Below are 25,207 nucleotides of genomic sequence, written 5' to 3' on the forward strand. Positions count from 1 at the left end.
TGCACTTTTTACGGTTTTATAACATTTCGTAGATTTCGATGCAGAGGTATATGCAGAGCACTATTGCCATGATTGAGAGGAGCGTGATGAGTGTCCACCGCAGGGTGCGCCTGCGCCTCATGGCATCTTCTTCGAGTACGATTTCCTTGACGACAGGTTTTTCAGGTTCTGGCGCCTCCGCCTTCGTGTTGTTCACATAGTCGAGTGCTTGCATGAAGTTGCGGTCTTTTTCAGAGAGCGACGTGGAGAGGTCAGCAAACTTCACGAGGTCGGCAGTGGAAAGTATTTCCCTGAGTTCTGCCAGAGCGGTCTCATCATTCACCTGTTCCATCGCCTGTATGATTTCTGAAGAAGTTTTTTCTTCCGTATCCACCCCGAAACGCTCTTTTATGTATCGGCGCAGTGTGTCGGTGAGTTTTACGTAGTATGTTTTCTCTTCTTCTTTCGTAACAAATTCCGTTTGCTTTATGGCATTGATTTCATCAATTGCCTTGCTGTGCGGTTGTTGTTTTGGCTGCACCACCACTTTTTTCCTGATGGGTTTGTTTCGCTTCGCTCTTCGCAGGAGCCAGACATCTGCCACGACGAGAAGTGGCAAAAGCAGAACTAATGCCCAAAATAGTGGCGACCATTCGAAGTCCGCATCCACCACGTCTTTCTCGGAGAAGAACTTCTGGAGATGTGTCGTGTCCACAGGTACGGATACCACTTTCAGGTTCATCGGTTTTGCAGACTGATATCGTTTTCCTGAGACTTCTACTTCAAATGGGGGTATCTGATAGTTTGCTGAATCAAAAGAAGTGAGTATGTATTCTCTTTTCAGTTTTAAGCCATTGTCCGCAGCGAGAGTGTCGATTTTTCCCACAGCCACCACTTCTATACCCGGAACTATTTGTGCGCTTTCTTCGATTTGAGGAAAATTAACAACTTGGTTATTTGGCGCTGCGATGTTTGCGGTCAGGGTTGTCTGCTGTCCGATGTGTATGAGTGCTGAATCGAGCGCGGCTTCAACTTTTACCTGTGCCTGCACTGCGATAGTAGATAGCACAGCCAGAATCAGCATCTGTATTTTTATTGCATAAGATTTCATTTTCAGATTCGTTTTGAAAACAATTTCATCAATGCCTTGACGTAATCGCCATCGGTTACTACATCGACGTTATCCACACCACTTTTGGTAAAAACTTCTGCCAATTTTTTCGAGGACTCTATCCACCATTTCCGCTGTGCTTCGCGCACTGTCTTGCTCGATGTGTCGATGTATTGTGTCTGTCCTGTTTCGCTGTCCTGCACCTTCATCAGTCCTACGTCGGGCAGTGCTATCATTCGCTTGTCGTACACCCGGAGTGCCACGACATCGTGTTTTCTGTTGGCTATGGTGAGTGGTCGGCTGAAATCGGCATCATCGATGAAGTCGCTCATGATGAACGCAATACATTTTCTCTTGATTGCTCCCATAAGGAATTCGAGAGGCACACTGATATTTGTCCGCCTGTTGGCTGTAGGGAAAGCGAGGAGTTCGCGAATAATATAGAGAATGTGCTTGCGTCCTTTTTTAGGGGGTATGAATTTTTCTATGCGGTCGCTGAAGAAAATTACTCCTATCTTGTCATTGTTTTGTGTTGCACTGAATGCCAATGTGGCAGCCATTTCTGCCACGAGTTCGCGCTGTGTCCGTCGGTGCGTGCCGAAATCGAGGCTTGAGGAGATGTCCACAAGCAGCATCACGGTAAGTTCGCGCTCTTCTTCATACACTTTGACGAAAGGCCGGTTGAAACGTGCCGTAACGTTCCAGTCTATGTCGCGCACATCGTCGCCCGGCTGATATTCCCGCACTTCTGCAAATGACATACCCCTGCCCTTGAACGCGGAATGATATTCGCCGGCAAAGATATTGTTGGTCAGCGCCTTCGTCTTGAATTCTACGCGCCTTACTTTCTTCAGGAGTTCAACGGTATCTTGCATCGTTGGTATTAAGGCACTTGTACCTTGTTGAGTATCTCTTTGATTATTGTGTCGGCTGTAATGTTTTCGGCTTCGGCTTCGTAGGTCAGGCCTATGCGGTGGCGCAGAACGTCGAATGCCACATCGCGAATGTCTTCTGGGATGACATAACCACGGTGCTTCATGTAAGCACATGTGCGCCCTGCAATGGCGAGGTTGATGCTTGCACGGGGTGAGCCACCGAAACTGATATAGTTCTTCAGCGCAGGCAGTCCGTACTTTTCAGGGTTGCGCGATGCAAAGACAATGTCGGTGATGTATTGCTCTATTCTTTCGTCCACATACACCTTCTTGACGACTTCGCGTGCTTCGAGAATTTTCCCGATGCTGATGACCGGCTGAACTTCGGGCTGTTCTGCAGCAATCTGTGAACGGATGATTTGCTTCTCTTCTTCAAGCGATGGATAGGACACCACCACCTTCATCATGAAGCGGTCCACCTGTGCTTCGGGGAGCGAATAGGTTCCTTCCTGTTCGATGGGGTTTTGTGTGGCAAGAACGAGGAAGGGTTCCGGCAGCGGGAATGTTTCTTCGCCAATCGTTACCTGACGTTCCTGCATGGCTTCGAGGAGCGCACTCTGCACCTTTGCCGGAGCGCGGTTGATTTCGTCTGCCAACAGGAAATTGGCAAAGACGGGACCTTTCTTCACGCTGAACGTCTCTTGTTTCTGACTATAGACGAGTGTGCCTATGACGTCGGCAGGGAGAAGGTCGGGTGTGAACTGAATTCTGCTGAATTTCGCATCAATCAGTTGCGCCAGAGTCTTTATTGCCAGTGTTTTTGCCAGTCCGGGCACACCTTCAAGCAGGATGTGTCCGTTGCTGATAAGTCCTATGAGGAGTGCATCGATAAGATGCTTCTGTCCTACGATGGTTCTGTGCATACCATCAGAGAGTTCTGAAAGGAATGCCGACTGGTTTTCTATTTCAGCATTCAATGCCTGAATATCTACATTTGTAGCCATATTATGAACTTGTTTTTTATTTCGTATTCTTGGATTTTCTAAAAACAAGCAAAAATAATATAAAAAATCCGAAGAGCGCCACAAATTGGTACGACTTTTTGCTTCCGTATTGTCTTATCCGTATAAGGGTGTTCACGGCGTTCACAGCGTTCACGGCGTTCACGGTGTTCAGGTGTTCACGGTGTTCACATTCCTATAGCGTGAACGCGTGAACACTTTCGCTTAAATCATCAAGTAACAAAATGAATATCAAGTATTTGTATAATACAAACTGGTGTTCACGGTATTTTCTGATATAATACAAAAATTATCAAGACTTAAAGAATTAAAGAATTATTCTCTTATTTATTGATTTTATTGATTCATATAAATTATCATTGACAGTTCAGAGTTGGCGTCAGCGATAAAGTCGGTATGTGATACTACGGTTTTAAGGATAAACTTCAACGGAGCGATACAGAATTGTGCAAATTTTGGTGATGACAATATACTGTGCCGCCCATACTGGGCTCATGAAACGTTACTTTATATAACAGGGGTTCCAGTCGCTTCGCTCCTTTCACGCCAGCCTATGTTGTTGCGTCCCTCCGGGACTGCCATAGCGGCAACTGTTGGGAAACGTCCAGACTACCGAATTTATCCGTAGAATCTATAGTTGCTGTTCGGCAGTTGTTCACGCTTCAGGTGTATTTGAACACCCAATGTTATATAAAAATAATTGATATTCAGTTTGTTAAGTATCTGTTTTTGTTCAAGTGTTCACGCGTTCACGCTATAGGAATGTGAACACCGTGAACACCTGAACACCGTGAACACCGTGAACGCTATGAACACCGTGAACGCCATGAACACCTTGAATGCCCCTTAAGTCATTTTTTTTGTAAACAGGTTGTCAAAATTGTCAGTCGGTTTTACAAATTGGGCAGTAATGTTAAAAATCATTGGTTTGTGATTTGATTTTAAAGCACTAATTCGTGATAAATCATTATCTTTGCAGTTGTAAACTTTTCTCTGTATGAAACTCATTTTAATGACGACTCCTAATTTCTTCATTGAAGAGCATCAGATTCTTACTGCGCTTTTTGATGAGGGTTTGGATATTCTTCATATTCGGAAGCCTCATACGGAGCCTGTTTATTCCGAGCGTTTGCTGTCGTTGATTCCTGAAGAGTTTCGCAAGCGCATCATGGTTCACGACCATTATTATCTTAAGAACGAATACAAACTCAAGGGCATCCACCTTAATCCTCGCAACAATCCTCCTGAAAAGTTCAAGGGCACTACGAGTTGTTCCGTTACTACGCTTGATGATGCGCGTCAGTTGCGCAAGAGTGTGGATTACATGATACTGAGTCCTGCCACTCCCGAGACAGGCACTATTCAGTCGGGTGTTGACGAAGCGCTTTTTGAGCAATATAGTAAGGAGAAGGTGGTTGACAGCAAGTTGATGTATATGGGTGGTGCTTCACTGGAGAACATTGGCGCCATAAAGAGCGCAGGTTTTGGAGGTGCCGTGCTTTATGGGTGCATCTGGAACCGTTTCGACCTGCATTCGAGCGACGATTTCAAGGACGTTACCGGCTATTTCCGCAAAATCAGAAAGAACTGCTGACACCACCCGAGCCCCATTATGGCTCGGGATTTTTAAATGTAAAAATTTATAACTAAACATAAACACAAAGCAATGAATTCCAATTTCATCGTATTTTCAGGCACTAATTCGAGGTATCTTGCCGAAAAGATCTGTAAGGAACTTGATTGTCCTATGGGCAAGATGCAGACCACTTTTTTTGCAGATGGCGAGTTTGAAGTTTGCTACGAAGAGATTGTCCGTGGTCGCGACGTGTTCCTTGTCCAGAGCACATTTGCTCCAGCCGACAATTTCATGGAACTTCTACTGATGATTGACGCTGCCAAGCGTGCTTCTGCAAAGAGTATCAATGCCGTCATTCCCTATTTCGGCTGGGCGCGTCAGGACCGCAAGGACAAGCCACGTGTATCGATTGGTGCGAAACTTGTTGCAGACATTCTGGGTGTTACGGGCATTGACCGCCTGATTACATTAGACCTCCATGCAGACCAGGAACAGGGTTTCTTCAATGTTCCCGTTGACCATCTTTACGCTTCTTCGATTTTCCTGCCCTACGTTAAATCGCTGAATTTGGAAAATCTCTGCATTGCTACGCCAGACGTTGGCGGTTCCAAGCGTGCCAACACCTACGCCAAGTATCTGGACTGCCCGCTGGTGCTCTGCAACAAACAGCGCAAGAAGGCGAACGAGGTGGCTACCATGCAGATTATTGGTGAAGTTGAGGGCATGGACGTGGTCCTTGTGGATGACATGGTGGACACCGCTGGCACGATAGCCAAGGCTGCGAACCTGATGCTGGAGAATGGTGCTAACACTGTACGTGCCATTGCCACTCACTGCATCATGTCGGGTCCTGCCGACGAACGCATTGAGAACAGCGCCCTGACCGAGATGGTATTTACAGACACTATTCCATACAAGGGTACTTGCAGCAAAGTAAAACAGATTTCATGCTCTAAACTTGTGGCAGATACCATCCGCTGCGTAATGGAAAACCGCAGTATTTCGGACCAATACCTGATATAGTAGATTTAGGTATTAAGTTCCGCAAGTTCCACTTGCTTGAAGTTAAAGAAGTTAGCGACGAAACTTTAGACCGATAAATAATAAAATACAGAAAGGCATCAGCATAAGGTAATGCCGTTAACTACGAGCGAAGCGATAACTTCGATAACTTCAATAACTTCAGAAAGTTTGGTTAAGTAGAAATAAGAATCGGTCATTAGGATTTCTCTGTTTGATTATCCTAATGACCGATTTGCTGTCATTGTGCCTTATTAGCCCTTGATCACGGCAACTGGCAGGAGTCGGGTTTTCACCTTTACCAAGTCTGCCTCGTTTGCTATGACCGTTTCGATATCCTTGTAGGCACCGGACGCTTCCTGCATATCATCCTGGTTACGAATAGCGTGCACGATACCCTTGGCTTCGAGTTGGGCGATTTCTTTGTTCATGTCAAGTTTCTGAATTGCCATCTTGCGCGACAACGCACGCCCGGCACCATGTGAACATGAACAGAAGGAATCAGGATTGCCCAGTCCTTCTACTATATATGACGCCGTGCCCTGCGAACCTGGTATGATACCAATGACCCCTTCCCTTGCCAGTGTAGCCCCCTTACGGTGTACTATGACATCACAGCCGAAGTGGTGCTCAATGGCGGCATAGTTGTGAGCGATATTGATCATGGGCTCAAATTCTATACCTTCCAGGGTGTCTGCCAATACTTCTTCTATGCGCTCCATCATGAGTTTCCGGTTGCAGAAGGCGAAGTCGATGCAATAGTTCATTTCACTCCAGTACATACCAAACTCCTTTGTTTCACGCGCGAGGAAAGGCAGTTTGAGTTCCGGAGATACCACAGAATACCATCGCTCATTCAGTTCGGCAGCGACTTTGTTGTAGTAATCTCCCACCTGCTTTCCAAGGTTGCGTGAGCCGGAGTGTATCATTATCCAAAGCGTTCCCTCTTCATCCTTCTGCAGTTCGATGAAGTGGTTGCCCCCGCCCAAGGTGCCTACTTCAAAGCGTATGGCATGCTGACGTCCCTTCACCTCTTTGAGTTTGTCGATGTCATGTCCCTGGGGCAGGTATTTTTCATCCTGTGCTTCAGCGTGGTGGTTCATTCCCAGTGGTATGCGCTCACGTATTCCCTTCATAATTTCCTTTCGCAGTACCACGGTTGGAATTTCGTCCACTTTCCAATTGGTCTTTACAGCACACATTCCACATCCGATGTCCACCCCAACGGCGTTGGGTATAACAGCGTTCTTACATGCGAGCACCCCACCGATAGGCATCCCCATGCCTGCATGCACGTCGGGCATGATGGCGAGGTGGTGGAAGAGGAAAGGTAGTGTCGTGAGGTTTTCTATCTGACGCATTGCCGACTCTTCCACTTCATCCGTCCAAATTTTGACGGGCCTGTTGTTGATTAACTTTACATTCATTTTTCCTTCTTTTTTTAGATTTCGGTGCAAAGGTAGAGAGGATGTGCGCAGTCTTTCTGCGTAGTAGAGTTTTTTTTGAGTTTTTTTAGGAAAATTTAGGTTTTTTCCGGGTTTTCCGGGTTTTCCAGAATTCTTCGGCTTAAGAGGCTGATTCTAATAAGAATTAAGGCAGGACCACTGGCCCTGCCTTTAATTCTTATACAATTCTGTACTTTTCTTTCTTACTTATTATTGAAGTTGCTGTAAACGACAGTCATTGTTGGTGCGTTAGTCAGTCCCCCTTCAATTTTCACGCTGGAGAGTCCGAGTTCGTTTCTCATTCGTGTTAGCACTTTATTTGTTTGGTAGTAGGCAGTAACTGTGGTGTATTCCGCCTTCACTGGCATCAATACCACCTTGTTCCAATCGGGATTTGCGCTTTCCCATGCCTGATATTTAGCGTTTCTCTTCGATTCCGTGTCGGTTGGTAACACGCCTGCGCCATTGTCTCGCGTCTGCTTCATGTTTTGTATGAGGCGTGCGATGTTGGTGAAACTGTATGCGTTGTTGGAGAAATCAGCATAGAATGAATTGATGTTATCAGGCAGTTTCCCTTCTTCGAAGAAGTTGTACATCTCCGCCTTTTTGAGCATGACGAGCGTTGTGGGTGGCTCTAATGAATAAAGGCTGTATGATTCGCTGTTGTAGCGGCGGAACACGAGTGTAGCATTATTGATAGTGTCGTTGTAGTGCTCTCCCGCCACGATGTCGGAGACGGGGAGTTCCACTTCGGTGTATATTCCGGCGGGCGACTTAATCATTGTGTAATCATTGTCGGGATTGACAAGTGAGAGCGGAATATCGTTGTCGATGACCGTATTCTGTATGACTTCCTCTGTTGCAGCCATACGCTGATAGCCTGCTACGAGATTTCTTTCGGCGTTATTGTTTTCATAATACCTGAAATAGATGCTCAGCGTCGTTACCGGGGAGCAGACGAGTGCCCCTACTCCACCTACTGTTTCAAAATAGAAGCCCGGGCATACGTTGTGTATGAACTGGTATGCATTTTCGAAGTATTGCGGGTTTTCATAATACTTCTCTACAATATATCTGCCATACTCCACTGGAAGTTTCACCCTGATGTTCCGATATGATGTGGAAGTGGCTTGTGTGGTATTATCTCCGAGGTCGCAAATGGCGTATGCAATGGTTTTGTCCACTGCCGGATTTTCTCCGAGGTAGTCTTGCGGTTTGAAGTCAGTATAGTAATTGCAGCCTTCTTCCATTATTTTGTTACGGTCGAGTTCTCTTATTCTCATCTTCATAGTTGAGAGCGAGTCGCCGTAGTATTGCGACATGAATATGCGTATTTCACAAGAGTCGATAATCGGCCTTCCGTTTTCATCGCAGTTCATCAGTTGCTTGTCAGGGAATCTGAAGTCCTCCTGTATGTTGAACTGCGCCATATAACTGCACTGCGTCATGGCATGTGTTTCCGGGTCGATTATTGCTCCGAGGTATGCGTTGCTGGTGTTCGCCAACACGGAGTCAGCCATTACAGAACGTGAGATGACTTGGTAGGTGGCATTAGTTGTTTCCACCTTATCGATTTCCGGCAGGACGCTGGCGCCTATGTCTTCCGTAGTATCATCGCAGGCAACGAGTCCTAATAGGACTACTGCCAACAGAAATACTTTGCTTTTCATTGTTTTTATTTGAGCGGTGAGTCTGGTATGATAATTAACCCAATGCGTTGAAGAAGTTTCCATACGATTCTCCCATGTTTTCTGCCGCAGGTTTCATGAGAATGGGCAGATTCTTTTCTTGCGCCATTTTGATGAGTTCTTCGTTTACGCCTTCTTCACCAACGATGAGTGCGTCGGCATACTCTACTGCTAATTTCCAAAGTGCATCCGGCTCATCGAGTTTTATTCCTTTTTTCTCCACATCCTTGCTTGTAGCGGTTTTGAAATTCAGGCAGTTAGGGAAATTAGGTTGTGGCTGAAGTTTGGGAAAATCTTCGTATGCAGCGAACACCACCTTAGCATTTGCAAAAGCGGGGTCGTCCTTATATGCTGTTTTGAGCAGGTAAGGTGCTATTGCAGCCATCCATCCCTGACAATAGACCACATCAGGCACCCAGCAGAGTTTTTTTGTAGTTTCTATGACACCCCTTGCGTAGAACACGGCTCTCTCAAGGTTGTCCGGACATTCCTTTCCGTCTGCTTCAGCAATCATGCCTCTTTTTCTGAAGTATTCATCGTTGTCGATGAAATACACCTGCATTCTCGCTGCAGAAATGGATGCTACTTTGATGATGAGTGGGTGATCTGTGTCGTCTATGATAATATTCATTCCACTTAGTCGTATCACCTCGTGCAACTGATTTCTTCTTTCGTTGATACATCCCCATTTTGGCATGAATGTACGTATTTCACATCCTGATTGCTGTATGGCTTGGGGTAAGTATCTACCTGTATCGGACATCAGAGACGATGGTAGATAAGGCGACATTTCCTGGTTGATGAATAAAACTTTCTTTACGTCCATCTGAAAAATTTAGTAGTTTATAGCGGGCGGATTTAGACAAATCACCTCGTACATTTTATTATTTATGGTTTATAGACGACTTCACACACTGCCTCGTGTGTTCACATACTATATTTGGAAATGCAAAGTTAATATTTTTTTTTTAAAAATTCGGAACAAATACAGAGAAAGGGATCTTTTCTTATCTTTGCAAAGTATATTTGAACCAACTATCAAAATATGCTAACCCGTTGGCGGAATTAAATCAGTGCGATGACCGTATTACAGTACATCATTTCATCAACAACAATCCCATAGGAAGAATTAAATACGCACTGATTTAATTCCGCCAATGGGTTAAGTATAAACTTCAATAAAATGTATTGTTACTGATATAAAACAAAAGCCGAGATGCCCTCACGGGTTATCTGGCTTCATTCATGTTTATTATTTATTATAACCAAATCTTATTTATTCATACCTATTGGTAAAACCTAAAAAGTGAATAGTTTATTTTACAACTAGTTCGCGCATTTGCTACTTGAATCTACCACTTCTCGCCGATTGTAATAATTTCTGAGCCAATAAAAGATAATTGCAAGCGGTTTCATTTTCATCATCACCATGAACAAGCATTGAAGCGAGCTGATTGGTTACAAATTCCATTTCATCTTTATTGAGTAGATCTGCTTCAACGGCATCTTTTATAATCGTGTATATACTTACAGGTAGTGTAGAATTGGTTTGGTAGTCTCCTTTCATCCAACTATCAGTCAAAGCATTGAAAGATTGAAAAAATTGTTTTGTTCGTTGTGCCCTACTTGCCTTGTGGTAGGGTAACAAAATAGTGGAAAGCACTTTTCCTTCTCCATTATCTACACCCATTTTTTTAGCGAAAAAAACATCTAAACTATCCAAAGGAATAGGTTTATCACCATTTAATGAAAAAATAGTTACACCACTTTCATCAATTTTCATGTCTCTAAAAAAGGGTTCTAAATATCCATATTCTTCCAAGATTTTTTTATCAAAGGAATTTTGGTCGTATGAAACTTTACCATTATATGAGACTTTACCTTCATTATTTGCTTCGGTTGGCATCTTAGCATAGAGTCGCATAAATTTACAAAAAATATCTTTTCCAAATTCATATTCATACCATTCTAAGGCATAACACGTACGATAGCCAGGATTTTTTTCGTCAATAATACAGGCGAAAATATAGTTTTTTCCCCTGTTTTCTCCTATTGTTATATATTGGGAAGCATCATCTCCATAGAGTAGATTCCATTGCCGGGGTGCGCCACGATCTCCAATATTATAGGATGCAACACGATAGCATAGGGGGTTAGTCGCTTCAGCCTGTATAGCTGCGGCAAGATCTGTAACATATTGTCTGCCATACTCTGCATATCTATAGCGGTTTTTCTTATCGGGTTTATGAATTCCGAAACTATTGATTTCACACATGGAAGTTTTACCCGTTACATCTGCGCCAGGTTTGCGATCCACTTGTATGCTCGTGTGTACGGCTATTTTTGGGTCGGAAGCAATACGTTGATAGAGTTTTTCGATATTTGTTTGTGCGTTGAGCGAGGCAATGGCTGTAATGGCACACATTGCAGTTAAGATAAACTTTTTCATAATTTTGCGTTTTGATTAAATATTAACAATAATAGGTTTTTCTTCTTGTGTTTGCTTATGTCTTGAACGTGCGGAATTTTGTAGTTGAGAAGCTATGATGTTTTCTTGCGTAATTTCTGCAGCATACAAAAGCGCTTGAAGGCGAACTTGCTCTGCGTGCCTCATAAGCTGTATTTCTTCAGGAGTGTAGCCTGGTTGCGAGCCCTTTATTTTATTTATTGAACTTTCAGATACAGAAGGGGGTGTAGCAGGACTATTCACAATGGTTTCTGCATGCACCATGAGATGCTTTTCTGCGTTTATAGTCTCTTGTGATGTAAATTCCGCAACTTGTGGTGTATCTGCCGATAAAATAACGTCTTTAACCGTTTCTGTTGTAGAATTACTTGTCCATTGCACTGCATTTTCAACGGCTCTAAGCATTTTCACTTTAGGAGCCTTTACGCTTTTGCTATTTTTTACCGACTTCATTGCTTCTGGTTGCTCGTAAGCATGCTCGCAAGCAATCTGTGAGGGTAAGGTTACATGTTGAGGCTCTTTCGTAATTAGGGCGATGCGAACTTCACCCTGTTGCTCCGTTGGGATTTTTTTTGTTGGTAAAAGAACGACAAAACAGATAGCGGCAGCGGCAGCAACCAATGAGGGTAACGCAATCCATAGCATCACATTGCGTTTCTTCTGAAATGTCTTCGTGATGTATTTTTCTTTGCGAAGTCTTTCCATGAATCGCTCAGTCATGCCTTCGGGCGGTGCGGCAAGTGTGCGGCGCAATGCCTCGGTGATATCGTTATTAAACTTATCGCGTTCCATTGTTCTAATTTTAGAGTGTTGATGCTAATTGTTTTTTTAGTCTTTGTCTGATGCGCGATAAACGCATAGCTAAAGTTGTGGAATCAGTTGAAGTGATGAAAGCAATTTCTTTCAAGGGCAGGTCATCAATATAAAACAGATGCAACAATGTTCGGTCTTTTTCAGGAAGATTTGCGATAGCTTGCATAAGTTGCTCGATTTTCAACTCAGAAACATTCACATTTTCTTCATTCTCAACACTTAATTGAAAGCCCGGCACATCATCGATCGAAATCGTATTAGGGCGTGTCCGACGCAGATGGTCAATAGCTTTGTTATAGGCTATACGCCTAATCCACGCAGCGAAACCTACTCCTTGCTGTTGATAGTGCTGTAATGTACCAAAGAGTTTAAGAAAAACATCCTGAGTTAGTTCTTCTGCATCTGCAGTATCTCCCACCATGCGGCTTATAAGCGAAAACACAATGCCACCAAACTCAGAGAAGAGTTTTCGGTAGCCCTCTTCTCTACCTGCGGCTGCAGTGTCTATGACTTTTTTCAGTTCGTTTGCGTTCATTCCGCTTAATGCTTTCTACTTATATAACGCAGAAAACTAAAAAACATAACACACCTACTCCATATTTTTTTATTCTAAAAAAGCAATTATGTCTTATTAAGTTGTCAAAACAAGCATTATACAACGCTAAAATTCAAAAAGTTAATTGATAGATTTTGCCTTTCGGGTTCAATGCATTAACTTTGCGGCAAATAGCGACTATCAAGAAAAAAGATGGAAGTTGTAACAACAGTTCGTGCGCTCCGCCGGTATATTTCCGGCGCTCGCCAGGAAGGCAAGACGATAGGTCTTGTACCAACGATGGGTGCGCTTCATGAGGGTCATGCTTCACTTGTTCGCACAAGTGTTAAAGAAAACGATTGCACGGTTGTCAGCGTGTTTGTGAACCCCACTCAATTCAACAATAAGAACGATTTGCGCACATATCCCCGTACACTTGATGCGGACTGTGCTCTTTTAGAAAGTCTTCATGCCGATTGTGTCTTTGCACCGAGTGTGGAGGAAGTATATCCCGAGCCAGACACGCGAGTATTCAGTTATCCTCCCACCGATGTGGTAATGGAGGGCAGCCGTCGTCCCGGTCATTTCAACGGTGTTTGTCAGGTAGTGAGCAAACTGTTTTATTTTGTTGAGCCTGACCGCGCCTATTTAGGTGAGAAGGACTATCAGCAGATTGCAGTGGTTCGCGCTATGGTGAACGACCTGAAATTAAATATTGAGATTCGTCCCTGCCCCATTGTGAGAGAAGCGTCCGGCCTTGCTATGAGCAGTCGTAACACATTGCTTACAGAAACTGAGCGCAAGACTGCCTGCAATATATATAAGGAGTTGCATTCAAGCCTGAGATATGCCAAGAATCACAGCGTTGACGAAACCCGCCAGCGCGTCATCGACCGCCTCAACAGCATCGAAGGACTGGAAGTGGAATACTACGAGATTGTTGACGGCGACACACTTCAAAGCATATCAGACTGGGCCGACGCTTTGCATGTGGTGGGTTGCATCACGGTGTATTGCGGCAGCATACCTGTTCGACTTATAGACAATATCAAGTACAAATGAGCCATGACCATAAAATTGCTGAAATCGAAGATTCACTGCGCCACAGTTACTGAGGCGAATTTGCAGTATATGGGCAGCATCACCATCGACAGTTTGCTGATGGAGGCTTGCGGCCTTGTGGCTCACGAGCATGTCCATGTGGTAAACAACAACAATGGGGAGCGCATAGAGACCTACGTTATCCCCGGCGATCGGGGCAGTGGTTGCATTTGCCTGAACGGTGCTGCAGCCCGGCGTTTCCAACCCGGTGATGTCGTCATCATCATGAGTTATGCCGACATGACACCCGAAGAGGCAGCGCAGTGGAAACCACGCGTAATATTCCCCGACGAAAACAACCGCGTTTAAGCGTTGATACCGGAACTACATCGCGATTGGTTTGACTGCACTATACCTCCATATCCCTTTCTGTGAGTCGCGATGCATCTATTGCGATTTCTTTTCGAGCACTCAAGGTGATGCAGTAAAAGAGCGTTTCACTACGGCACTATGCAGCGAATTGGCAGCGAGGAGTAATGAGGCTTGCGGCAACAGCATAAGCACGATATACTTTGGCGGCGGCACCCCCTCTCAACTTCCGACCCGCCAACTTCTGCGCATTTTCGACACGATACATGCCAACTACGCTGTAGAGACCGATGCCGAGATAACACTTGAAGCCAATCCGGAGGACGTGAGCACGGCCTTTGTGAAAGCATTGATGGGCATGGGGGTGAACAGGATGAGTATGGGTGTGCAGAGTTTCGATGATAAGATATTATCGTTTCTTCACCGGCGACACAACTCCGATAAAGCCAGGGCTGCTGTTCGCGAGATTTCCGACTGCGGCATAGGCAACATCAGCATCGATCTGATATATGGTCTTCCGGGTCAGAGTATTGATGGTTGGCAGAAAGACCTCAACTGCGCTTTTGGGTTACCCATTTCGCATCTTTCTGCTTATTCTCTTACATTTGAGAGGGAGACTGCACTATGGCGGATGCACGAAGAAGGGTTTGTGGAAGAAACTGACGATGAGATTTCACTCAGGATGTACGACTTGCTCTGTTCGCGATGTGAAGCAGAGGGTTTTGGGCACTATGAGATTTCCAATTTCAGCAAGCCAGGCTACCATTCACGTCATAATTCGTCGTATTGGAACGATACGCCTTACATTGGAGTTGGTCCCAGCGCTCATTCCTACGACGGCAAGGATGTTCGCCGCCGGAATGCTTCAGACCTGGAGGGATACATTGCTTCGGAAGGACTAACCGGGCACACTCTTGAGGTGCTTAACGAGAAAGATAAGTACAATGACTTCGTTTTCACGGCACTGCGCACGCGCGAGGGGCTTGACCTGAAGAGTCTGGAAGAACGCTTTGGCAGGAACAGGACACGCTTCGTGAACGAGGTTGCGAAAAGACACTTGAGGATTGGGTTAGTTGAGAAAAACGGTTCTATACTGCGCCTGACGCGACGTGCGCTCTTTACTTCCGATGACGTCATTTCCGACTACATCATTATCGATTAGAAAATAATAACTAAACTTATACATATCCGATGAAGAAATTACTCATTATCACCATCAGTATTCTCCTGACAACGGCAGGTTACTCAACTCCCCCACTCCGCCGCACATTCCAATACAGGCAGAGCGACGGCACCATGATTACTGCTACCAAGAGCGGAAACTCTGACATAGGCTTCTACGAGACAACTGATGGTATGGCTATAGGCCGCAAGGACGGCAGTTTCTACTACCTTATTAACGTTGATGGCGATGCTATCGTGTCTGACTTTCTGGCTCACGACCCTTCGAGCCGCGATGCGGCAGAAGTTGCTTTCGTCAGCCAGAATGGTTTGCGCGGATCTGACCTCATTCAGCAATCCATAGCCAAGCGCAGTCCGTCGCTCAAGTCTGCAGCCCTTAATGCAGATGGTCTTGGCACCTACGGAAAGAGCGCTCCCGGCACAGTATGCAGTCAGGGTCAGGTGGCATTTCCCGTCATTATGGTGGGATTTGCAGACAAACAGTTTCAGAAGACAACAACGCGCGAAAAGATTCAACGCCTGTATAGCGAAGAAGGCTACAACGACGAGCCTAACGCCATAGGCAGTGTTCGCGACTATTTTATTGGCCAGTCGAATGGTATGTTTGTTCCTGAATTCCAAGTGGTTGATTCCATTACTCTTTCAAGAGGCTATGCCTACTATGGTGCCAATGGCTCGGGTACGGGTAAAGACGCAAACGTGGACACTGCCGTCAGGGAGGCTATAGACAGTGCCATATCCCATGGCGTAAATTTCAGGGACTTTGTGGTGGCTCGAAGTGGTGCCACTACGGGTGTGCCATGTGTGATCATCTATTACGCCGGTCCCGGTGAACATTCTTCCTACGAAGAAGGTTGCGATGACTACCTCTGGGCACAGTGGAAAGCCTTAGGTTACTCTGCCACAAACATCCGCTTCAATTCCTACTTCATAGGTAACGAGCTGTTACAGTCGTATAAGCTTGATTCTCTGAAGAACATCATTCCCGTCAGTCAGGAAATTGACGGTATCGGTGTATGCTGCCATGAGTTGGGCCATTCTCTGGGCTTGCCCGACTTTTACAACACTAACAACCAGAATGCGAGTGTCTGCATGGACTATTGGTCTCCTATGGACTATGGGCACTACATCAACAACGGCTACTCCCCCATTGGCTACACCGCCTACGAGAAGGGCTTCTTAGGTTGGATTGCAGTAGAGAAACTCGAAGGCGATGCCCGTGTGTGCCAGTTGTATCCGACGACTTCCGGGGACGGCACTGTGGCATATAAAGTACCAAATAAGAATTCTTCCAGCAACACGACATACCCCGAATACTATCTTTTAGAAAACAGACAACCCGGCAAATGGTATCCTGAAGCGATGGGTAGCGGCATGCTTGCCATTCATGTGGACTATCTTGCAGCGTCCTGGACTGCCAATACGCTCAACAACACGACTTCTCACCTGCGCATGACCTACCTTCCTGCTGACGGCACAAAACAGGCATGGCGCAACAGTCACAATTATTCGGACTTTGCCGGCGATTTGTATGGCAATGAAGTGACAGAGATTACTAATTGGCCCGTTTATACCGGCGCCACTTTGGATGCTCCTATCTATAATATAAAAAACGAAGGCGGCATTGTTTCATTCTGCTATCTTGATGAGACCGTAGGTATCAGCGACATTAAAACGTCTTTGGGCGATGCAGAAGTCTTTACGATTGATGGCAGGAAAGTACTTAATGGCAGAAACGGCCTGACGCGTGGCATCTATATCATCAGGGAGAATGGTGTCAGAAAGCGCGTATTTGTGAGATAGGATTCTGCTCTCGTTTTTCAACACAAACAAAATCCCCAACCGGTCATTGACTGATTGGGGATTTTCTATTCTATCAATATCTTACTCTCGGACGTCCGTAATAATAACGGCGTTGTGGTCCTTGATATGCTCTGTGGCGCGGTGGCAGAGGCCTGCGATAACGTGGAGGAGGTGGAGGTGCATGCCTGCGGTAGCGCGGCGGGACAGGTCTGCGATAACGTGGCGGATAGCGACGCGGATAATAACGACGTGGCGCATAGCGGCGCGGTGGCTGCTGAACTTCTGTTGCTTCGTTTACCTCATTGGTTTCTGCCAAGACAGAAACGGGCAAACCGACCAACATCAACGCCAGAAAAGCAAAAAACAGTCTTCTCATAATTGTAATTGGTTTTTTAGGTTAGTAAATTAGGTCTAATTGCATCATTATTACATAACGATGCCACAAATATAGCAAGAAAATAAATAATTTCAGCCATTATTTCCATTTTTTTTTACAATTTCACTATAGGGGTGTTATACAGAGATTACTTTCTTTTGCATTAAATGTAAAAAAAGTTTAAAACCGTTTAAAAGATGTTAAGGTGCGCAAGGAAAAGTTGCATATAACAACAATTTGTCGTACTTTTGCAACGCGAATTAAGAAAATCAACTTATGAAGTTTAACAAAATTATTTGTACAACCCTTGCAGCCACAGCGCTGCTTTTTACAACAAGCACAACTCTTTCCGCACAAGACGAAGTATTAAAACAAACCGGTCGTGATTTCATATTGTCAGACGACGCTGAGATGGTATCTCTTGACAATTTCATGAACGACAACGGAAAGATTAAGAATCAAAAGAGCATCAACCTGAACAACGGCGTTACCGCAGAACACTTATATGCCGGCCTTTGGAACACAACATTGGCTCACCCATATAAGAATGTAGCAAAACCCGATAGTTTCCATATCGACATGACAGGTTTCCACATGCCTACTCCGAGCCGCAAAGTGACGAGTAACTTTGGTTATCGTCCCAAGTTCAAGCGTTATCACAAAGGTCTTGACATCAAGGTAAACACAGGCGACACGATTTACGCCGCTTTCGATGGCGTTGCCCGCGTGGTACGTTATGATGCCAATGGCTATGGCAATTACGTTGTATTGCGTCATGAGAATGGTCTTGAGACTATTTACGGTCACATGTCGAAGCACCTTTGCAAGACAGACGACGTGGTAAAGGCAGGCGATCCTATCGGTTTGGGCGGTAATACCGGTCGCAGTTTCGGTAGCCACCTCCACTTTGAGACACGCTTCCTTGGTGAAGCCATCGATCCTGCTTTGCTGTTTGACTTCCCCAACCAAACGAATGTCGTTGATGATTTCGTTTACAAGAAGAGCGATTCACACGACGGCATGGTTACGGCACGCAAGTAAACATACGTAAGATATACACTTTGAGAGGGCTTATATAATATATAGGTTCTCTTTTTTTCATCGCATATTGTCCTGCACTTACATGATTATTACATGATTATTACATAATTACGTAAATATTTTTTAACAAAACCTTGTAATTTTCCATTTTAGTTCTACCTTTGTATTAAATTTTGAAAATATCCAACCAAATAAATTTAAACAACATGAAAAAATTATTGATTCTTTTGGCAGTAGCAGCCTCATTCCAGACTGTATCTGCACAAACAGTTGTTGACAGCAAGACCACCGACAACTGGTACTTAGGCATTAAGTTGGGCGGTGAGGTTAAGACTCGTCACACAGCATTCTTCCAACACATCAACCCGACAGCCGGTGTTCGCGTAGGTCGCAATTTCACTCCGGTATTCGGCTTGGCAGCAGAAGGTATTGTAACCACAGGTAACCAGCCCTGGCACACAACAGGTACTTTCCTGCAGCGCCTGAACGTGAACGCTCTTGCTACAGTAAACTTCACGAACTGGATTTTGGGTTACAAAGGCAAGCCCCGTGCATTTGAAGTAATCGGTATTGCAGGTTTCGGCTGGGCACACCGCTTTGGCAACCACGCAGCAGTTAACTGGGAGAACGACATGCCTCGCTATAACGTATATGTTCCCGCAGGCGACGGCCATTGGGACGCTTTCAAGAAAGTTGACCGCGACTTCGTATCAAACAAGGTAGGTTTGGACCTTGCTTACAACTTCGGCAGCGACAAGCAGTTCCAGGTATATCTTGAGCCTGCTTACAACTGGGCACTTAACGATGGCAACGGCAAAATCAAATGGCACAACAACCATGCTTACATGTCGCTCGAAGTTGGTTTTAACTACCGCTTTGCCAACAGCAACGGCACGCACAACTTCAAACTGGCTGAAGGTCGCGACCAGAGCGAGATTGACGCCCTCAATGCACGCATCAACAGACTCCGCGCTCAACTTGACGACGAGGCACAAGCCAACAGCCGTCTGAAGGGCGAGATTTCTGTTCTCAAGGCTAAACTCGAAGACTGCCTGAACCGTGCACCGGAAATCAAGTACATCGAGAAGCCTTCTACTAACACTACAACTACAACTAAGAAGAACTCTCTGGTTAACAACGTACACTTCCGCATCGGCAAGACTGTTATTGATGCCTCTCAGGTGCCCAACGTAGAACGCGTTGCTGCATACCTGAAGAAGCACCCGAAAGCCACTGTTGAAGTATTGGGTTATGCATCAAAGGATGGTAACTACGAAAGCAATGTTAAATTGGCAGAAGGTCGTGCACAGGCTGTGAAGACTATGCTTGTAAACAAATACAACATTGCTGCCAGCCGCATCGACGCAAAGGGCAAGGGCATCAGCGAAGCATACGAAGAGCCAGAATGGAACCGCGTGAGCGAATGCACCATCATCACCGACGATGTAACTACGACTACTACTCGCTAATTAGCGACAGTAAATAGAAATTAAAACCGGAGCCCTTTTGGGGTTCCGGTTTTTAATTATAGGTGTTTTGATTATTATAGATATTTCTCTATATCCTTGAAACTGGTTATGATGGCGTTTGGTATGCTTTCGTCGTTGTTTTCAGGTTGCCATGTTTCTCCTTTGAGCCAGATGGTGTTACAGCCGAGTTGGTTTGCCGGGAGGATGTCTTTCTTGAATGCGTCTCCTATGGCTATGGTTTGTTTGGGCTGACACTGCGCGCGGACTACTCCGAGTTGCCAGATTGCTGGGTCCGGTTTTCTGACACCTACTACTGCGCTTTCTACGATGGCATCGAAGAAGTCGAGTTCGTAGGCACGGAGTACTGCGGAAATATTTCCGTAGAAATTTGTTACGAGTACGAGTTTGTATTTTTCTTTGAGATTCTGTAGTACAGGACGTGTGATTTGAAGGTTCTTGCGCACAATATCGTCGCAATACACAGCGATTTTCTCATTCAGTTCTTTTCTTTTGGTTTCTGTGGTCTGCCAATACTTGAGCCTGACGAGTTGCTGCGTCTCAATGTCTGTTTTTTTACGCAGAAGCGTCAAGAAGTCGTCGTTTGGAAGGATGATGGGTGTTTTAGCGAGTTCTCTTTCGGTAAAGACATAGGTTTCTCTGAACTGTTCTTCTGTTACGGGCACTTGTGCATGGCAGAATCCTTCGAACAGTACGTTAGCCCAATGTCGTCCGTTTGTATCGAGTGTTCCTCCATAGTCGAAAAGGAGTGCCTTTATGTCTGAGAATTTCATTTTTGTTTCAGTTTATTTCCGAACTTTACGAAAGCCACTCCGACGGCTATCCAGAAGAGTTCTCTGATTCGTGTAAAAATACTTGTATAAATACCCACTCCTCCGGATGCTTTCCCGATAATGCCGAGCACTGCGGCAAGTCCTCCTTCGCGTGCTCCGAGTTGCATCGGAAAAAAGAACAGCATATTTCCTATGAGCGAACTAAATGCCAAGACAAAAAGCCCATCCCAGAATGACACGTCCACTCCAAGTGCGAGGAGTATGAAATAGAATTCGAGTGAATTGATTACGCGCGCCAGATATTCGCTTCCGAGTGAGGAATAGAATGCTTTTGGGCGCTCATGGAGATAGGCTATGTTACGGTCGATTTGCTCCATATTCTCTTGATTCTTCTCAAAGAAGTTTCGCACGGCATTTCTCAGGAAGGGTATTTTCATGAGTAAGCGGGAGCACTTCACTATCATACCGTTCTTATAGCCTCGATAGAAGAAGTATGCCACGAGAGCTGACACAGCGAGCAGGATGGCGATGAATGCCCAGATGAGTATGGTGGTTCTTTCGAAATAGATGATTGGGAAGAGTATGGCAGCCGTAACCCATAGGCAGAAATGCGAGAAGATGTGCATCATGGAATAGAGCACTGTGCTCGACATGGCTCTGTTCATTCCTATGTAGGAACTGAGTTCCATTATACGATATGGCGCTCCTCCGGAACCGAATGGTGTGGTATAAGAGAAAGCAAATCCCGACACGGTTAGTCTGAATGCCTGCAGAAATGACAGCCTGTTGCCTTCTGCACCTGTGTTGACAATGATCTGGTAAGCCAGGGCATTAAACGCATAAACAAACACCCATACTCCTATGACTGCCAACAGGTAAAATCCACCCCTATTGAGCGCATTGACAAATCCTTCCCACGTTACGTCGAAGGAATATATCATCACCGCTATTGCGATGAGCCCGAAGAGAAAAAACAGGTTTCTATACCTTGCTTTCATATTTGTCGATATTGTCCGTGAGATGTTTGCAGAGTTTCTCGTGGCGGTTACGCATATAGATACAAAGTGCAGACATCACAGTTATTTCGAAAACCGGATAAATCCACGGTTCTCTCACGAGTATGGCGATGTAGAGCGTTATTGCCCTAACATTGAATGTCAGTATGTTTGCATATTTCATCAGTGGCAGGCTACCTTTCCGGAAATCGTCGCGGAGCGTTTGCGGCAATTCTTTTGGGAAGCGCTGTGCCAGGACCTGTTTGAACATTTGGAAAGCCGGTGTCATCGCCTCTTGTGAGCGCGTATAGTTGCCATAGAAATAGAGGTAGGTTTTCCATAGCGGGTTGTCGCTCCATTTCAGGTTGCTATACTCTTCTTCAAGTGCTTTTGAGTTGTCGAGTTCACTTCCGCTTTCTCCCTTAAGAAAGAAAAGGTGGATGTTTCGGTAGTAGTCAGCGAGTTGGCATTGTTTTGAATGGCAGATCAGTCCTGCGAGAGCACATAGGAGCCATATCCAGATGCCCCATGTGGGTGTAAGCCTCAGACACATGAAGAAATAGATGGACACGAACCACGCATCACCTGCAAATCCGTCGAGAGCACGTCCTATGCGCGACTTCTTCCCTGTCATTCGTGCGAGTTGTCCGTCGGCACTGTCGTAGAGGTTTGCCCAGATGAGCAGGAGAATTCCTACGATATTTATCAGCAGGTCGTCGAAATAGAAACACACACCTGCAGCCACTCCGAGGAAGATGGACAGGATGGTTATGACGTTGGGGTGCGTACCGAACAGATTGAAGAAGCGCGCCCAGAGGAGTCCGAGCGGGCGTGTGAAATATATGTCGAGCCATTCTTCCGTGTCTTGCGACTTGAAGGTTGACTGCAGGTCGGTTTTCGCCTTTTCTTTCATTGTTTGTTGAATATTTGCAGGATTTTCTGTGCTATGTGCGTTGCTGCCTCGTCCTTACAGGCGGAGAAACTTGGCCAGTCGTTGAAATCGATGATAACGAATGTGCCGTCAGGTCGTACGATGGCATCTCCGCCGTAGATGGCAATATTTGTCAGTGTTGCCGCTTTGTTCGCTGCTTTTTGCAGTTCGGAGCGTGAAAAGTCGTATTTTCTGAGGGGTGAATTATGCACTTCGTGTCCGAACTTCGAGAAATTGCCGTTTTCCGCTGGAAATGAGCATGAAAAGAATTCTGTTCCTTCCACTCCATAGAATTTTACGAGATCGCCCTCCTCATGTTTCACTTGCAGGATGATGTCTTGAGTATTGCCTGCTCTTAACTCTGCAATTCGTTCGCGATACGTCTCTTCATTATGCACGAAACAAACGTCATTTGCTTGCTGTGCACTTGCCGCAGACTTGAGCCAGAATGGATAAGCCATTTCCCGCCCTTTACCATTGTCGATTTTAGTTTCAGGTATCGGCACACCTGCTGCCTTGAAGATTTCTGCTTGTTGCGCTCGGTTATTATCCTGGAGCGCAGAAGGTGAATTGATAATTGGTATGCCTTCCTCTTCCATTTTCAGGAGTTTCCGGAGCAAGTTTTCCGAACGCCCCATGGAAAACACGGCATCATATCCGCTTTTTATTTCAAATGCGTCCTCTCCTATCGTTTCGACTGAGTGGTTTGCTTGTCGCAGCCGTTCCGTCACAGCGGAAAAGACAGCCCTGTCCCGTTCTACAGAATTTGGCGAGAAACGTTCCGCTCTGCTTATTCCAAGTATTTTCATAAGCGGTTAAATTCGTTGAGAAACCGTTCAGCCTTCTCAATGTCGCTGGCATGATCTACATCGAGTATTTTAGAGAAAGGTACTGCACGCAGTTGCCAGCCATCTTCTATAAGTGTCCTCTGGAAATTTCTCATTCTGCTTTTGCCTTCATCAATACAGCGACGTAGTGTGGACAAGGTGTGCGGTTTCAGGCAATAGATGCCTCCTGATATGTATTTGTCACCTTGATCTGCATCATGGAAGCCGGTGATGCCCAGTTGACTATTCGTTGCCACATACAGCGGCTTTTCGTCGTCGATAAAATCCGTAACAGCCATCATGCCATCCGCTTCTGATGCTTTGAATTGGTTGATGTAGTCCGCGAATTCATCTTCCCTGAATATGGTATCGACGGTTGTCAGGCAGAAGGGTACATCTTCGAGATATTTGCTTATCTCATAGAAACTGTGCATCGAACTTGGTGTAGATTTGACGATGAGCCGAATGTTGTTCTGCTTTTCAGCCATCATTTTCCGCACGAATGTCTCGGTCTGTGGGTGAAGTTGGTTGACTATGATGACCACCTCTTCGGCTCCGTTATCGGCGAAGATTCGTATGAGCCTCTCAAGCATAGGCTCTCCGTTGATGGTGACAAGCGGTTTGGGGAGTTGCACACCTTCTTGCGCCAACCTTGACCCTTCTCCTGCTGCAATTATTGCAAACTTCATTCTTTGCTTTCTTCGTTTTTCGGATTTTCCGGTGCTCGTCTTCTCGAAGCATCGTCCTCCCTTCTGTCGTTGAATAGTTTTGGCAAAGGGTTTGTCTTAGCGTTCTCGTCTGCCACTCTGTTCCGAGTTATGTCGATGGCTGCATATATTGCTTCTCTCATGGACTGTGGCGAAGCAAGATTCTTTCCTGCTATGTCGTATGCCGTGCCATGGTCGGGCGATGTTCGCACGATAGACAGACCTGCTGTGAAATTCACACCGTCGTCCATCGACAAAGCCTTAAAAGGCGTAAGTCCCTGGTCGTGATACATTGCCAAGATTCCATCGAAGTGTGTGTACATCGCAGCCCCGAAGAAGCCATCTGCAGGATATGGTCCGAAGCAAGGTATTCCTTTCTCTTTCATGGCCTGTACTGCAGGTTTTACGATATTTTCTTCTTCATCGCCCATCAGCCCGTTGTCTCCATTGTGGGGATTCAGGCCAAGCACTGCTATTCTTGGTGCAGGCAAGAGGAAATCAGTTCTCAGCGCGTTATAGAACAGTTGTATTTTTTTCTCCACGACTTCCTGTGTGATGTGCTTTGCCACGTCTGCGATGGAGAGATGTGTCGTGACGAGTGCCACTCGCATAAGCCGGTTCATCAAAATCATGAGCGCCTCGCCCTGCGCTTTTGATTCGAGATACTCGGTGTGTCCTGCAAAATGGAAATCATCACTTTGTATGTCCGCCTTGTTGATTGGTGCTGTGATGAGTGCGTCAACTCTGCCAGCCACACAGTCGTCCACGGCTCTCTCGAGTGCAGAGAATGCTGCTCGCCCTGCTTCCGGCGATGGATTTCCAAAGTTGATTTTCACTTCTTCATCACCACAATTCAGGAGGTTGAGACATCCCTCTTTTGCATCTGCCACATTCTTTATTTCATTGAAATTAACAGGCAGTTCGAGTGTTTTCTTGTGGAAGAGTGCTGCTTTGGGCCATCCGTACACCACCGGTATGCATATTTCGAACATGGCGTTGGTTTCGAAGGCCTTGAAGATGACTTCATACCCCACTCCATTGGTATCGCCCTGCGTTATGGCTATGATTGGTAATTTTGCAGCAGGTTTGCTTATTTGCTGCTGTATCTCAGTGTTTTGATTGTTTTCCATTTTTGCTTTGGTTT

24 protein-coding genes are annotated in these 25,207 nt (G+C 45.5%); 8 read left to right on the forward strand and 16 right to left on the reverse strand.

What is annotated here, in order from left to right; genetic code table 11:
- Positions 1 to 16: 16 nt before the first annotated feature.
- The 3 genes from C7Y71_RS02315 to C7Y71_RS02325 are packed head-to-tail and all read right to left on the reverse strand — an operon-like array spanning position 17 to position 2,969.
- Positions 17 to 1,090, reverse strand: a complete 1,074-nt coding sequence (locus C7Y71_RS02315; RefSeq protein WP_111898913.1) for a BatD family protein — start codon at positions 1,088 to 1,090, stop codon at positions 17 to 19.
- A 2-nt stretch (positions 1,091 to 1,092) separates the two neighbouring features.
- Complete coding sequence (locus C7Y71_RS02320; protein WP_111898914.1) at positions 1,093 to 1,965, reverse strand: DUF58 domain-containing protein; 873 nt, start codon at positions 1,963 to 1,965, stop codon at positions 1,093 to 1,095.
- A gap of 8 nt (positions 1,966 to 1,973) precedes the next feature.
- Positions 1,974 to 2,969 (reverse strand): AAA family ATPase, encoded by a 996-nt coding sequence (locus C7Y71_RS02325; protein ID WP_111898915.1) that lies wholly within the window; start codon positions 2,967 to 2,969, stop codon positions 1,974 to 1,976.
- Between the two features lie 1,015 nt (positions 2,970 to 3,984).
- On the opposite strand from C7Y71_RS02325, the gene C7Y71_RS02330 reads away from it, so the two are divergent.
- The gene (locus C7Y71_RS02330) at positions 3,985 to 4,581 is read left to right on the forward strand and encodes a beta/alpha barrel domain-containing protein (RefSeq protein ID WP_111898916.1); all 597 of its coding nucleotides are present in this window, start codon (positions 3,985 to 3,987) and stop codon (positions 4,579 to 4,581) included.
- Positions 4,582 to 4,653: 72 nt separating this feature from the next.
- Positions 4,654 to 5,586 (forward strand): ribose-phosphate pyrophosphokinase, encoded by a 933-nt coding sequence (locus C7Y71_RS02335; protein ID WP_111898917.1) that lies wholly within the window; start codon positions 4,654 to 4,656, stop codon positions 5,584 to 5,586.
- Between the two features lie 251 nt (positions 5,587 to 5,837).
- Here the strand turns inward: C7Y71_RS02335 and C7Y71_RS02340 are convergent, their stop codons facing one another.
- From C7Y71_RS02340 to C7Y71_RS02365, 6 genes are all read right to left on the reverse strand, one after another.
- Positions 5,838 to 7,010 (reverse strand): RtcB family protein, encoded by a 1,173-nt coding sequence (locus C7Y71_RS02340; RefSeq protein WP_111898918.1) that lies wholly within the window; start codon positions 7,008 to 7,010, stop codon positions 5,838 to 5,840.
- A gap of 221 nt (positions 7,011 to 7,231) precedes the next feature.
- Complete coding sequence (locus C7Y71_RS02345) at positions 7,232 to 8,698, reverse strand: DUF4270 domain-containing protein (protein ID WP_111898919.1); 1,467 nt, start codon at positions 8,696 to 8,698, stop codon at positions 7,232 to 7,234.
- 34 nt (positions 8,699 to 8,732) lie between these two features.
- Positions 8,733 to 9,542, reverse strand: coding sequence for a glycogen/starch synthase (locus C7Y71_RS02350; protein ID WP_111898920.1), 810 nt, complete (start codon positions 9,540 to 9,542; stop codon positions 8,733 to 8,735).
- Positions 9,543 to 10,058: 516 nt separating this feature from the next.
- Entirely contained in the window at positions 10,059 to 11,165 is a 1,107-nt protein-coding gene (locus tag C7Y71_RS02355; RefSeq protein WP_111898921.1) for a hypothetical protein, read from the reverse strand.
- A gap of 15 nt (positions 11,166 to 11,180) precedes the next feature.
- On the reverse strand, positions 11,181 to 11,975 hold the full coding sequence (locus C7Y71_RS02360; protein WP_111898922.1) for a hypothetical protein: 795 nt from the start codon (positions 11,973 to 11,975) through the stop codon (positions 11,181 to 11,183).
- 10 nt (positions 11,976 to 11,985) lie between these two features.
- A complete protein-coding gene (locus tag C7Y71_RS02365; RefSeq protein ID WP_111898923.1) occupies positions 11,986 to 12,531 on the reverse strand; it encodes an RNA polymerase sigma factor in 546 nt (181 codons plus the stop codon).
- Between the two features lie 213 nt (positions 12,532 to 12,744).
- On the opposite strand from C7Y71_RS02365, the gene panC reads away from it, so the two are divergent.
- Genes panC through C7Y71_RS02385 form a run of 4 tightly spaced genes read left to right on the forward strand, consistent with a single transcriptional unit; the run spans position 12,745 to position 16,926 of the window.
- A complete protein-coding gene (gene panC / locus C7Y71_RS02370) occupies positions 12,745 to 13,593 on the forward strand; it encodes a pantoate--beta-alanine ligase (protein WP_111898924.1) in 849 nt (282 codons plus the stop codon).
- A gap of 3 nt (positions 13,594 to 13,596) precedes the next feature.
- The gene (gene panD, locus C7Y71_RS02375; protein ID WP_111898925.1) at positions 13,597 to 13,941 is read left to right on the forward strand and encodes an aspartate 1-decarboxylase; all 345 of its coding nucleotides are present in this window, start codon (positions 13,597 to 13,599) and stop codon (positions 13,939 to 13,941) included.
- A 31-nt stretch (positions 13,942 to 13,972) separates the two neighbouring features.
- The gene (gene hemW, locus C7Y71_RS02380) at positions 13,973 to 15,103 is read left to right on the forward strand and encodes a radical SAM family heme chaperone HemW (protein WP_193215947.1); all 1,131 of its coding nucleotides are present in this window, start codon (positions 13,973 to 13,975) and stop codon (positions 15,101 to 15,103) included.
- Positions 15,104 to 15,132: 29 nt separating this feature from the next.
- Entirely contained in the window at positions 15,133 to 16,926 is a 1,794-nt protein-coding gene (locus C7Y71_RS02385) for a M6 family metalloprotease domain-containing protein (protein WP_111898927.1), read from the forward strand.
- 73 nt (positions 16,927 to 16,999) lie between these two features.
- Here C7Y71_RS02385 and C7Y71_RS02390 read toward each other — a convergent pair whose 3' ends face one another.
- Positions 17,000 to 17,302: a hypothetical protein gene (locus C7Y71_RS02390; protein ID WP_146739460.1), complete on the reverse strand. Its 303-nt coding sequence runs from the start codon at positions 17,300 to 17,302 to the stop codon at positions 17,000 to 17,002.
- A 276-nt stretch (positions 17,303 to 17,578) separates the two neighbouring features.
- On the opposite strand from C7Y71_RS02390, the gene C7Y71_RS02395 reads away from it, so the two are divergent.
- Entirely contained in the window at positions 17,579 to 18,343 is a 765-nt protein-coding gene (locus C7Y71_RS02395; protein WP_394366610.1) for a M23 family metallopeptidase, read from the forward strand.
- 206 nt (positions 18,344 to 18,549) lie between these two features.
- Positions 18,550 to 19,812, forward strand: coding sequence for an OmpA family protein (locus C7Y71_RS02400; protein ID WP_111898929.1), 1,263 nt, complete (start codon positions 18,550 to 18,552; stop codon positions 19,810 to 19,812).
- Positions 19,813 to 19,886: 74 nt separating this feature from the next.
- On the opposite strand, the gene C7Y71_RS02405 is transcribed toward C7Y71_RS02400, so the two are convergent.
- From C7Y71_RS02405 to pdxA, 6 genes are read right to left on the reverse strand one after another with little or no spacing between them, the layout of a single operon-like run.
- The gene (locus tag C7Y71_RS02405; RefSeq protein ID WP_111898930.1) at positions 19,887 to 20,603 is read right to left on the reverse strand and encodes an HAD family hydrolase; all 717 of its coding nucleotides are present in this window, start codon (positions 20,601 to 20,603) and stop codon (positions 19,887 to 19,889) included.
- A complete protein-coding gene (locus C7Y71_RS02410) occupies positions 20,600 to 21,601 on the reverse strand; it encodes a lysylphosphatidylglycerol synthase transmembrane domain-containing protein (RefSeq protein WP_111898931.1) in 1,002 nt (333 codons plus the stop codon). Before C7Y71_RS02410 ends, C7Y71_RS02405 begins: the two co-directional genes overlap by 4 nt.
- Positions 21,585 to 22,511, reverse strand: a complete 927-nt coding sequence (locus tag C7Y71_RS02415) for a CDP-alcohol phosphatidyltransferase family protein (protein WP_111898932.1) — start codon at positions 22,509 to 22,511, stop codon at positions 21,585 to 21,587. Before C7Y71_RS02415 ends, C7Y71_RS02410 begins: the two co-directional genes overlap by 17 nt.
- The gene (locus C7Y71_RS02420; protein ID WP_111898933.1) at positions 22,508 to 23,338 is read right to left on the reverse strand and encodes an ATP-grasp domain-containing protein; all 831 of its coding nucleotides are present in this window, start codon (positions 23,336 to 23,338) and stop codon (positions 22,508 to 22,510) included. The genes C7Y71_RS02415 and C7Y71_RS02420 overlap by 4 nt, the downstream gene beginning before the upstream one ends.
- Entirely contained in the window at positions 23,335 to 24,045 is a 711-nt protein-coding gene (locus tag C7Y71_RS02425) for a nucleotidyltransferase family protein (protein ID WP_111898934.1), read from the reverse strand. The genes C7Y71_RS02420 and C7Y71_RS02425 overlap by 4 nt, the downstream gene beginning before the upstream one ends.
- Positions 24,042 to 25,193, reverse strand: coding sequence for a 4-hydroxythreonine-4-phosphate dehydrogenase PdxA (gene pdxA / locus C7Y71_RS02430; RefSeq protein ID WP_111898935.1), 1,152 nt, complete (start codon positions 25,191 to 25,193; stop codon positions 24,042 to 24,044). The genes C7Y71_RS02425 and pdxA overlap by 4 nt, the downstream gene beginning before the upstream one ends.
- Positions 25,194 to 25,207: the final 14 nt, after the last annotated feature.

The organism is Pseudoprevotella muciniphila, from assembly GCF_003265305.2.
Taxonomy (GTDB): Bacteria; Bacteroidota; Bacteroidia; order Bacteroidales; family Bacteroidaceae; genus Alloprevotella; species Alloprevotella muciniphila.

Bases quoted from the DNA above. Each gene is read 5' to 3' on its own strand.
- C7Y71_RS02395 (WP_394366610.1), top strand. From the start codon at position 17,579: ATGAAGTTTAACAAAATTATTTGTACAACCCTTGCAGCCACAGCGCTG.
- C7Y71_RS02420 (WP_111898933.1), bottom strand. From the start codon at position 23,338: ATGAAAATACTTGGAATAAGCAGAGCGGAACGTTTCTCGCCAAATTCT.
- C7Y71_RS02365 (WP_111898923.1), bottom strand. From the start codon at position 12,531: ATGAACGCAAACGAACTGAAAAAAGTCATAGACACTGCAGCCGCAGGT.
- C7Y71_RS02385 (WP_111898927.1), top strand. From the start codon at position 15,133: ATGAAGAAATTACTCATTATCACCATCAGTATTCTCCTGACAACGGCA.
- C7Y71_RS02335 (WP_111898917.1), top strand. From the start codon at position 4,654: ATGAATTCCAATTTCATCGTATTTTCAGGCACTAATTCGAGGTATCTT.
- panD (WP_111898925.1), top strand. From the start codon at position 13,597: ATGACCATAAAATTGCTGAAATCGAAGATTCACTGCGCCACAGTTACT.
- C7Y71_RS02330 (WP_111898916.1), top strand. From the start codon at position 3,985: ATGAAACTCATTTTAATGACGACTCCTAATTTCTTCATTGAAGAGCAT.
- C7Y71_RS02325 (WP_111898915.1), bottom strand. From the start codon at position 2,969: ATGGCTACAAATGTAGATATTCAGGCATTGAATGCTGAAATAGAAAAC.
- C7Y71_RS02350 (WP_111898920.1), bottom strand. From the start codon at position 9,542: ATGGACGTAAAGAAAGTTTTATTCATCAACCAGGAAATGTCGCCTTAT.
- C7Y71_RS02415 (WP_111898932.1), bottom strand. From the start codon at position 22,511: ATGAAAGAAAAGGCGAAAACCGACCTGCAGTCAACCTTCAAGTCGCAA.
- C7Y71_RS02315 (WP_111898913.1), bottom strand. From the start codon at position 1,090: ATGAAATCTTATGCAATAAAAATACAGATGCTGATTCTGGCTGTGCTA.
- C7Y71_RS02355 (WP_111898921.1), bottom strand. From the start codon at position 11,165: ATGAAAAAGTTTATCTTAACTGCAATGTGTGCCATTACAGCCATTGCC.
- C7Y71_RS02345 (WP_111898919.1), bottom strand. From the start codon at position 8,698: ATGAAAAGCAAAGTATTTCTGTTGGCAGTAGTCCTATTAGGACTCGTT.
- C7Y71_RS02360 (WP_111898922.1), bottom strand. From the start codon at position 11,975: ATGGAACGCGATAAGTTTAATAACGATATCACCGAGGCATTGCGCCGC.
- C7Y71_RS02320 (WP_111898914.1), bottom strand. From the start codon at position 1,965: ATGCAAGATACCGTTGAACTCCTGAAGAAAGTAAGGCGCGTAGAATTC.
- C7Y71_RS02405 (WP_111898930.1), bottom strand. From the start codon at position 20,603: ATGAAATTCTCAGACATAAAGGCACTCCTTTTCGACTATGGAGGAACA.
- C7Y71_RS02425 (WP_111898934.1), bottom strand. From the start codon at position 24,045: ATGAAGTTTGCAATAATTGCAGCAGGAGAAGGGTCAAGGTTGGCGCAA.
- panC (WP_111898924.1), top strand. From the start codon at position 12,745: ATGGAAGTTGTAACAACAGTTCGTGCGCTCCGCCGGTATATTTCCGGC.
- C7Y71_RS02390 (WP_146739460.1), bottom strand. From the start codon at position 17,302: ATGAGAAGACTGTTTTTTGCTTTTCTGGCGTTGATGTTGGTCGGTTTG.
- C7Y71_RS02400 (WP_111898929.1), top strand. From the start codon at position 18,550: ATGAAAAAATTATTGATTCTTTTGGCAGTAGCAGCCTCATTCCAGACT.
- pdxA (WP_111898935.1), bottom strand. From the start codon at position 25,193: ATGGAAAACAATCAAAACACTGAGATACAGCAGCAAATAAGCAAACCT.
- C7Y71_RS02340 (WP_111898918.1), bottom strand. From the start codon at position 7,010: ATGAATGTAAAGTTAATCAACAACAGGCCCGTCAAAATTTGGACGGAT.
- C7Y71_RS02410 (WP_111898931.1), bottom strand. From the start codon at position 21,601: ATGAAAGCAAGGTATAGAAACCTGTTTTTTCTCTTCGGGCTCATCGCA.